We start from the raw sequence: 7,553 nt of genomic DNA on the forward strand, positions 1-7,553 counted from the left end.
TGGCCCGAGGGCTCGCCTGGGTTCTTCTCGTCGATCATGGTCATGATTCTTACCGTTCCTCTCGGTACGGCTTACACAGACCATCTGACACGCCCCACCAAACTGATCAATCGCTGGTGGATCGCCCAGTTCGCGGATTCAATGCCACGGAAGTGCTCAATCCGGAGTCGGCGGAGCATCATGGGGTCACCTCGCTGTTAGATCCGATACGGCCCTGATAGCAAGTATGCTCGCGCCGTTGTCCCGAACCACTCCGGGGCAACCGCGGAACACAACGCTCGTCGGCCGCGCGTGCCATCACTCAGCCCAAGACGCTCGATCCCCGTACAAGGCCCCACCCGCGTGCTGACGCAGAAACCCCGGAGACGTAGGCGGCCGAGGATAAGGCTCAGTCTTAGGCTGGCCGGCGCAACGAGGTGTATAGGGTCTGCCGGCTCACACCGAACGCGCGCGCCACCTCGGCCTTCGGGATCCCCATGTCGATCATCACGCGCGCCTGCTCCACGTCGGTGTCCGAAAGCTTCGGGGCCTGCACGTACTTGCCGCGGGCCTTGGCCAGGGCGATGCCTTCGGCCTGACGCTCCTTGATCCGCCGGCGCTCGAACTCAGCGAACGCCGCCAGGATGCCCAGCATCAGCCCGTCCACCGGAGAGGTGCCGGACTTGTCCACGGTGATCCGCTCGGACACGAACTGCACCGCACACCCCTTGCCGGTGAGCTCGTCCACGATCGCGTACAGGTCCCGCGTGTCCCGGCCGAGCCGATCCATCGAGGCGACCTTCACCAGGTCCCCCTCCCGCACGTAGGCCATCAGCTCCGCCAACCCCGTGCGCTTGGCCCTCGAGCTGCCGCTGATCTTGTCCTGGAAGATCCGGTCGCGCTCCCCCACCGCCTCGAGCTGACGATCCAGGTTCTGCTCCGCTGAGCTCACCCGCACGTAGGCCACAGTCTGTCCAACCACGTTTAAGACCCTCCGACGCTTGTGTCCAACGGGCCCGATTGGGACCGTCTCTGACGTGATGGTCTCGTGACCGGGCAGGGTGTGTAAAGGGGTATACCCGGCTTGACGCCGGGATGGGGCAATGAACACCCAGCTGGATTGTGAGGCATCCCTCTGTCGGAGCGTTGACGTTTACTTTACTAACCTGTTAGTATAGTTTCGTTGATGCGACTACAGGCAGAGGACAGGGGTACAACAGTGAACGACGTTGGATCATCGCCGCGGCGGTGGTGGCTGCTCATGACCGTGGGGGCCGGCCTGCTACTCATCACCCTCGACAATTCGATCCTCTACACCGCCTTGCCTACGTTGACCGCAGACCTCGGCGCGTCCGGATCCTCGACACTGTGGATCATCAACGCCTACCCCCTGGTCATGGCTGGCCTCCTCTTGGGAGCAGGCACACTGGGCGATCGCATCGGCCACCGCCGAATGTTCGTCGTCGGCCTGTGGATCTTCGGTGCCGCATCACTGGCAGCGGCATTCTCGCCCAACCCTGCCTTCCTGATCGGCGCCAGGGCACTCCTCGCTGTGGGGGCCGCAGCGATGATGCCCGCCACGCTTGCTCTGATCCGCCTCGCGTTCGACGATCCTCGTGAGCGCAACATCGCCATCGCCATCTGGGGGAGCCTGTCGATCGCGGGGGCAGCGCTCGGACCCATTCTCGGCGGCGCCCTTCTCGAACGGTTCTGGTGGGGATCTGTTTTCCTCATCAATGTCCCCGTTGTTGCCATCGCACTTGTGGCGACCGCAATCATCGCGCCGCACAACCATCCCGATCCGTCGAAGAAGTGGGATCTCGTCTCATCCCTCTATGCGATGGTCGGGCTGGTGGGCACCGTGCTCGTCATCAAGGAACTGGCCCATATTCCACAGAACTGGGTTCTGATCGCAGGGGCGCTGGCGTCAGCAGTCATCGGGTTCGTCCTCTTCGTGCGACGCCAGGGCCGATTGGAAGAACCACTCATCGAGTTCTCCATCTTCCGCAACCGCGCCTTCGCTGGCGGCTCTCTGGCAGCCTTCTTCGCGATGTTCACCATCGCTGGCGCCCAGCTCGCGACCACACAGCGCTTCCAGCTCGTCGAGGGCTTCACCCCCCTGCAAGCAGGCCTGCTAGTCGCAGCCATCGCGCTTGGCGCCCTGCCCTCAGGTGTCCTAGGGGCCGCGATCCTGCACATCGTGGGCCTGCGGATCATTATCTCCGGCAGCCTCGCCATCGCCGCCCTAGGACTAGCTCTCGCCGTGCTGGCCTCTGCGAACGGATCACTACCCCTGCTGGTCGTCAGCTTCATCGTGACCGGCTTCGGCCTGGGCGGCACCTTCGCCGTCGCTTCCGCCGCCATTATGGGCAACGCGCCTCCGCGAAAGGCCGGCATGGCGGCCTCGATCGAAGAAGTCTCCTATGAGATGGGCTCCCTCTCGGCTGTAGCACTCCTCGGGAGCCTCCTGACCTTCGTCTACGCCACAGTCGTCCGACTCCCGGATGGCACTCCCGCCGCAGCGGGGGAGAGCATTGCCGATGCCCTCGGGATCGCCGACGGAGATCTCGACGTGATCGCAGCCGCCACCTCCGCCTACGACACGGCCTATTTGGTCACGATGATCGTCCTCGCTGTCATGCTGGCTAGTGGAGCCGCTCTGACCAATCGGCTGCTCCGCGCTTACGGGCGCGGCAGCGAGGCAATGGAGTACGCCGAAAACCACTGAACCAATCGGAGGGGCGCATGATGGTGCGTGAGAGCAAGAAGACCATGATCCTCGACGCCGCGATCCAAGTGATCGAGGAAGACGGGATCACAGCAGTCACGTTTGACTCTGTCGCGGCCGCTGCAGGGATCACCAGGGCCGGGATCATCTACCACTTCCCGTCACGAGACGACTTGATCGCTGCGATCCACCAGAGACTCGCTGATCGCTGGGAGCGGCAGTTAGAGATCGCCTGTGGAAAGCCGACCGCTGAGGCAACGCCGATGGAGCGCCTGACCGCCTACATACTCACTTGTTCGACAGCCGCCTCCCGCGCCGAGTTCCAGATGATTCTCGACAGCCAGCACACCCAGCACAAGGCGATCTGGGAAGACCTCATCGACCGATGGACCGGACGTAGCGAACGAGACGAAGCTGAGCGCGACCAGATGACCTCGCTCGCCCTGCTCGCTGCTGACGGGCTCTGGGTCAACGACCTGATCGGAAGCAGGCCCATCTCACAGGACCACCGGAGTGAAACCGCAAAGCAGATCATCGCGCTACTCCAGAATGACGTCCATGAATCCGAGGCCAAGCCCAACGGGTAAGCGAGCCAGCGCGCGGTTGGAGAAGGCCGGATCGACGAATCCGTCGAGCGCGATGATGGGCAACCCTGTCAAGCAAGATCGCACCCTGGCACCTCTGTCCAGCAGCACCCAACTGGCTCTGACACATGCGCCTAGTGGGTATACCCGCCTGGACGGGGTCAGCCTGTGACAAAGCTAGACCAGGAGAAGACCGCCGCGGTCCAGGCCGTGGTGACCCGCGCGTTCGGAGTCTCCCGGACCACGATCTACAAGGCCCTCAACACCACCGAGACCGGCCAGCCCTGAACGGCCCACGCCCTGTGGATACCCGTGGTCCGGGCCGGTTCTTCTCCGTAGGGTGAGACCCGTCGCGGTGTTCTTCTTCGAGGGCCGCGACGGTGAGTGAGCCGCCTGTTCTCCTGTCCGGGTATGGTCACCCCGCCCTTGTCTTGGTCAATAGGGGGCAAGGGGATTTCACTTCCGCCCGGTCCACGCGCGACCCATCGGCAGCGCCCAGCACACATCACCCGTGGTCAGACCGGGGAAGTAGTGCAACTAACGCAGTACCGCAGTACCGCATTCACCCGTGCGGTGCTGCGGTAGCGCGGTGGTGCGGTTATAGCGCTGACATCGCTGTCAAAATGGGCATGGGACACACTGAACCTACTGATCATTCCACTTCCTGGGCGGCGTCAGCCATCCCCTCTCGATTCGATCTTCAGCGGCCATTTCCTCCGTCATTTTCTTGGTCTTGCTCCAAGCTTGCCGAATTTCCTCATCACTCATACCGGGCCGCCACGTCTTTAATAACAATGCTTCAGTCCCAAAGACTGTGAACATCGCGATAGCTCCGCACGCAGCGTGACCCGGAGAAACGAACCACCCCACCATTGCCCCCACAAGTGGGGGAATAACGAACCCCCAAATTGCATAGCCCCACCCGCCTGGGTCTGAGTGACCAGCAGAAACAGTAAAGGGCCGCTCACACAAAGTCACGACAATAGAACTAACCACTACAGCAGCAGCAGTGAGGGCAAGGGAAAGAGATCCGCTCAAAGGGCTGGAGAGGAGCTTGCTCAACAGCCACCAAAACAACCAGACCACCGGGGACAGTAGCGCCGCAGTAGACAAGTGTCCCCCTACGGCCAAGGAAATAGGAACGACATGGGAGGGGCCCCCTTCCTTCGGAAAGGAACCCCTCCCCCTGTTTGGGATTAGCCCTGACATCAGCTCAGGCAAGCCTCCACAAGCCCGGGAACCCCCAGGAGTTCGGAGAGAACATTCACGGCATCCTCACCGATCTCAGCGGCAGCCTGACCGGAACGAATTGCACGCCAAATGCCGCTAACTCCGCCCCAAAGGCTCCGCGCCTTCTTAATCCAAGCAATGATCTTGAATACGGGGAACCCGAACTGAACGACGAAATTGCCAAGCGCCAGCGAGCATCCAAAAACATTAAACGCTGGACTTGCCTCAGCGTCGCCAGATGAATCCACTGGAGTCTGAATTGTCGTGAGGCCTTCAAGGTAAGGCGCGATTTTCTCGCTGTATCCCGGGTATGTGTGAGGATCAGCTCGCTTAAGCTCTTCAGGCATCGAATCCAGCGCCCTCAGAATCATGTCGAGCTGCTCATCTTCCGTGTAGGAGGACTGCGGCTTGCGCCACGCCGACTGAGGCGGCCGTCGCCCAGCATGAGGCGGCCGTCCAATCGGCTGCCCGGCGCCCGCCAAAGTCGGCGCAGCGACTGCAATCAGACCCCCAGAAACCAACGCTCCCGAAAGACCACGCATGGCTTGACGTCGATCGAAAATAATCCCCTCCAATATTCAGCTTGTCATCTGACGCATCGAAGCCTATCTGCGTGCTGTACATCACACAAGTTGCAGGCGAGGCCCCCTGTCATGCGGTGGCAGCAACAGGAGGGGAGGTGGACGTTCCCCGCCGGGGTCGGGCTTAGCTGACCTGGAGGATGAAGTATGTGGTGGGGTATCCCAGCGGGAAGCGGTCTTCTCCGTGGTCCACTGCACATCCCCTCGATGCTCACTCCGTCTGCTTGCGTTCGGTCCGTTGTGGCGAGTTCGTTCTTGCGCCGCGCGGCTGAGTGAACTATCTGTTCTCCCGTCCAGAGACCTCCCCTGACTTGGTCGATTGAGGGATGGAGGCCTTTCAGTATCCCCCGGCTCCTGGATGGTCAACCGGCAGCTACTCAGTGCGTATCGCTCTTAGTCAGACATGGGAAGAGGCGTCTCTAACGCAGTACCGCACTACCTCATTCATGCGCGCGGCACTGCGGTATTGCGGTCAGTCTTCGGGGTACTTGGCTTCGATGGCCTGGATGATCAGTTGGGACATGGGCACCCCGACCTCGACGCTGTGCCGGCGCAGGTGCTTGTGCAGGCGTTCGGGTAGGCGGATGGAGGTGGCCTTGATGGGCTCGGCGGCTGCCTGGGCGTGGGCGGCGTAGGCCAGGGTCATGTCCGGGCCGTCGGTGGGGGTGGCCGGGGTGGTGGTGCGGCGTCCGCGGGCGGCGCCGGGGGTGGGCTTGGTGCTCACGGGCGGGTCATCTCCTGGATCTCCTCGGCGACCTGGAGCCAGGGGCCGAGCGCGGTACGGGTGGGGTAGGTGCCGTGGGTGTGCTTGAAGCTCTCGCGGGTGGGGATCGTGGTGGCCAGCTGCGGGACGTTCTCGGCGGCCAGCAGGTCCACGACCTGGGTGAAGAGCTTGGTGCGGGGGTTGGCCTGGTTCAGCAGGGCCACCAGGCGCACGGTGGGGCCCAGGGCGTCGACGGTGGCCCAGGTGCGGGCGATGTCGTCGGCGCTGGGAGTGGTGGGGATGATGACCAGGTCGGCCGCTGCGGCAGCGGCGGACTGGACGTCGGGGGTGCCCGGTGGGGTGTCGATCACGACGAAGTCCGTGCTCGGGCGCAGCCGTTTGAGGTCGGAGAGGTTCACGGCCCGGTAGGTGAAGGGGATGGGCGAGCCTGTGGGGCGTTCTTCGGCTGCGATCTCCAGCCACTCGCTGGCCGAGCCCTGGGGATCGGCGTCGAGGACTTCGACGCTGTGGCCGGTGTGGGTCAGGGCGGCGGCGAGGCAGATGGTTCCCATGGTCTTGCCCACGCCTCCCTTGGAGGCGATGAACGCGATGGTGACAGGAGCTGGTGCCATGAGGGCAGGATAACCCGCACTAACGCAGTGCCGCACGCGGTGATGCGTTAGTGCGGTACTGCAATCCCTCGGGCCTAGGCGTACATATCGCGTTGGCCAGGGCGGGAGCTGGTGATGGCTCCTCCTCCGTGTGGCAGAGCGTGAGCTCCGTGTTGTCCACCAAGTGGGGATTCTGCTTGTTCAGGAGAGCTTCTCCTCCGTGTCGCTTTCCTCGAGGCTGGCACGCAGCTCGTTCTGGATGCGGAGCAAGGCCGGAGAGTCTGAGTCCTCATCGAAGGGGCAGACATGCGTGTGTGGGATGAGCACCTTGTCGGTGGGGCGTTCTGCGGGGCGTTGGATGGCGATGATCTTCCGACGTCGAGGAAGGCGCCACTGAGCCTTAGGGGGCAATCCAGCGCTCTCGTACTCTTCCGGCTGGAAGGGCCAGGGTGCTTCGCGTTCGGTGTAAATCCAGATGATCGGCAGTCGACAGCGTCGGCAACGGCCTCTCTTTGGTTTGGACCAGAGATAGGTGGCTGGGGCGTCGTCAGCAGGGTCTGAGAACAAGGCCTGCTTGATCTGCTGGGGTTCATGGAGACGATGCCGGGGTGGTGGTTGCTCTTGGCTCATGTGGGTCTCCTCTGCCTGCGCACGCCGGTGATGTTTGGATTCTCACCCGATGGCCGGCTGTACACCAGAGGAAGGAGGGACTGGTGCACGTGTAGGTGACAGTCGTCTTCACGCCGCGTCTGCGGGCGTGTGGTCCATGATCAACTCGTACTCGACCGGCGTCAATCGGCCCAGGCGCACCTGCCGGCGGCGGCGGTGGTAGGTTCGCTCGATCCAGGTGATGATCCCGGCCCGCAGCTCGTCCCGGGTGTCCCAGTCGCGTCGGTCCAGCACGTTCTTCTGCAGCAACGCGAAGAAGGATTCCATTGCCGCGTTGTCCCCGGCAGCACCGACCTGACCCATGGACCCGATCAGCCCGTGGGTGGTGAGGGCGTCCTGGAATAGGGCCGAGCGGAACTGGGCGGGTTCAACTGGTCGTTGCAACACCGTGCGTTGAGAGCGAGCGTAGCTGCTCGGCGAAGACCTCCGCGGGAGTCTTCCAGTCCAGGACCTTCCTGGGCCTGTTGT

Annotated in this window: 7 protein-coding genes and 1 pseudogene; 2 read left to right on the forward strand and 6 right to left on the reverse strand. The window is 63.0% G+C overall.

Features of this window, described 5'->3' with window-relative positions; all coding sequences use genetic code 11:
- Positions 1-394: 394 nt before the first annotated feature.
- Positions 395-961: a recombinase family protein gene (locus ABIB16_RS11090; protein ID WP_060973479.1), complete on the reverse strand. Its 567-nt coding sequence runs from the start codon at positions 959-961 to the stop codon at positions 395-397.
- A 279-nt stretch (positions 962-1,240) separates the two neighbouring features.
- Between ABIB16_RS11090 and ABIB16_RS11095 the strand changes: the two genes are divergently transcribed.
- Complete coding sequence (locus ABIB16_RS11095; protein ID WP_036316244.1) at positions 1,241-2,707, forward strand: MFS transporter; 1,467 nt, start codon at positions 1,241-1,243, stop codon at positions 2,705-2,707.
- Positions 2,708-2,724: 17 nt separating this feature from the next.
- Entirely contained in the window at positions 2,725-3,294 is a 570-nt protein-coding gene (locus tag ABIB16_RS11100) for a TetR/AcrR family transcriptional regulator (protein WP_060973480.1), read from the forward strand.
- Positions 3,295-4,499: 1,205 nt separating this feature from the next.
- On the opposite strand, the gene ABIB16_RS11105 is transcribed toward ABIB16_RS11100, so the two are convergent.
- The 5 genes and pseudogenes from ABIB16_RS11105 to ABIB16_RS11125 form a co-directional block, all read right to left on the reverse strand.
- Positions 4,500-4,892, reverse strand: coding sequence for a hypothetical protein (locus tag ABIB16_RS11105; RefSeq protein ID WP_127445927.1), 393 nt, complete (start codon positions 4,890-4,892; stop codon positions 4,500-4,502).
- A 682-nt stretch (positions 4,893-5,574) separates the two neighbouring features.
- On the reverse strand, positions 5,575-5,826 hold the full coding sequence (locus tag ABIB16_RS11110; protein ID WP_049147591.1) for a YlcI/YnfO family protein: 252 nt from the start codon (positions 5,824-5,826) through the stop codon (positions 5,575-5,577).
- A complete protein-coding gene (locus ABIB16_RS11115; RefSeq protein WP_065423796.1) occupies positions 5,823-6,437 on the reverse strand; it encodes an AAA family ATPase in 615 nt (204 codons plus the stop codon). Before ABIB16_RS11115 ends, ABIB16_RS11110 begins: the two co-directional genes overlap by 4 nt.
- Positions 6,438-6,617: 180 nt before the next feature.
- Positions 6,618-7,046, reverse strand: a complete 429-nt coding sequence (locus ABIB16_RS11120) for a DUF6083 domain-containing protein (RefSeq protein ID WP_127435416.1) — start codon at positions 7,044-7,046, stop codon at positions 6,618-6,620.
- Between the two features lie 108 nt (positions 7,047-7,154).
- Positions 7,155-7,448: pseudogene (locus ABIB16_RS11125) on the reverse strand (integrase core domain-containing protein); the annotation flags it as partial.
- Between the last annotated feature and the right edge of the window lie 105 nt (positions 7,449-7,553).

Source organism: Micrococcus sp. UYEF5, assembly GCF_040546065.1.
GTDB lineage: Bacteria > Actinomycetota > Actinomycetes > Actinomycetales > Micrococcaceae > Micrococcus > Micrococcus luteus.